This is a genomic window from Cupriavidus basilensis OR16 (assembly GCF_000243095.1).
Taxonomy (GTDB): Bacteria; Pseudomonadota; Gammaproteobacteria; order Burkholderiales; family Burkholderiaceae; genus Cupriavidus; species Cupriavidus basilensis_D.
On the sequence record NZ_AHJE01000301.1, the window covers coordinates 1 to 801 of the forward strand.

The following is an 801-nucleotide window of genomic DNA, read 5'->3' on the forward strand; positions in this document are numbered from 1 at the left end:
GTGCAGCATGCTGCGTTGGCCGACATGATTTTTGGCGTCGAAGATCTCATAGCCTATTTTTCAACCATTTGTCCTTTGCTTCCTGGTGATGTGATTGTTGCAGGCACGCCGGGAGGCGTGGGTCTGTTCCAGGATCCACCACGCTTCCTCAGAGCTGGGGACGTCGTCGAAGTCGAGATCACAAACGTCGGGGTTCTTCGTAACGCCGTCCAAGACGAAGCGCTTGCCGGCGAGTAGGCCGAATTTCACGGGTGGACACAATGGAGGAAAGCATGGGAGAGCCATTTCGCTACAGGGAGCTTGGCTATGCCGCGCTGACGGTAGCTGATCTTGAACGGTCAATCTCGTTCTACAGGGATCTGATCGGCCTTGAACTGACGGGGCGAACGGACGGCATGGCATTCATGAGATGCTCATCGGATCATCATAATCTGGTGCTCTATCAGGGCGCAGACCCTGGCCTTCGGCGAGTCGCCTTTGAACTCGAGAGTAGGCTGGAGGTCGACAAGGCATACAGGCACTTCGAGTCCAGAGGTCTGCAGCCTGTCGAGGTTGAGTGTGAGGAGTGCAAGGCGCTGAATCAGGGGCGTACCTTCCGCGTTAAAGAGCCCGCTTCAGGCCTCACCTTCGAGTTCTATGCCGAAGTGATTCAGATGATTCGACCATTTACCTCCTCCCTTGACGAAAATCGCAAGACTTGGCCATGTAGTTATTGGCGCAAGCTCGTTTGATTCAACATACAATTCACTAATCAACGATTTCGGCTTCAGGGTATCCGACTACACTCCGGGGGTAGGTTTG

The 801-nt window shown here is 54.2% G+C and carries 2 protein-coding genes; both read left to right on the forward strand.

What is annotated here, in order from left to right; translation table 11 throughout:
* Positions 1 to 237, forward strand: a 237-nt coding sequence (locus tag OR16_RS38820; protein WP_100228068.1) for a fumarylacetoacetate hydrolase family protein, incomplete at its 5' end; no start/stop codon positions are given.
* Positions 238 to 272: 35 nt separating this feature from the next.
* Complete coding sequence (locus OR16_RS38825) at positions 273 to 731, forward strand: VOC family protein (RefSeq protein WP_158001420.1); 459 nt, start codon at positions 273 to 275, stop codon at positions 729 to 731.
* Positions 732 to 801 lie beyond the last annotated feature (70 nt).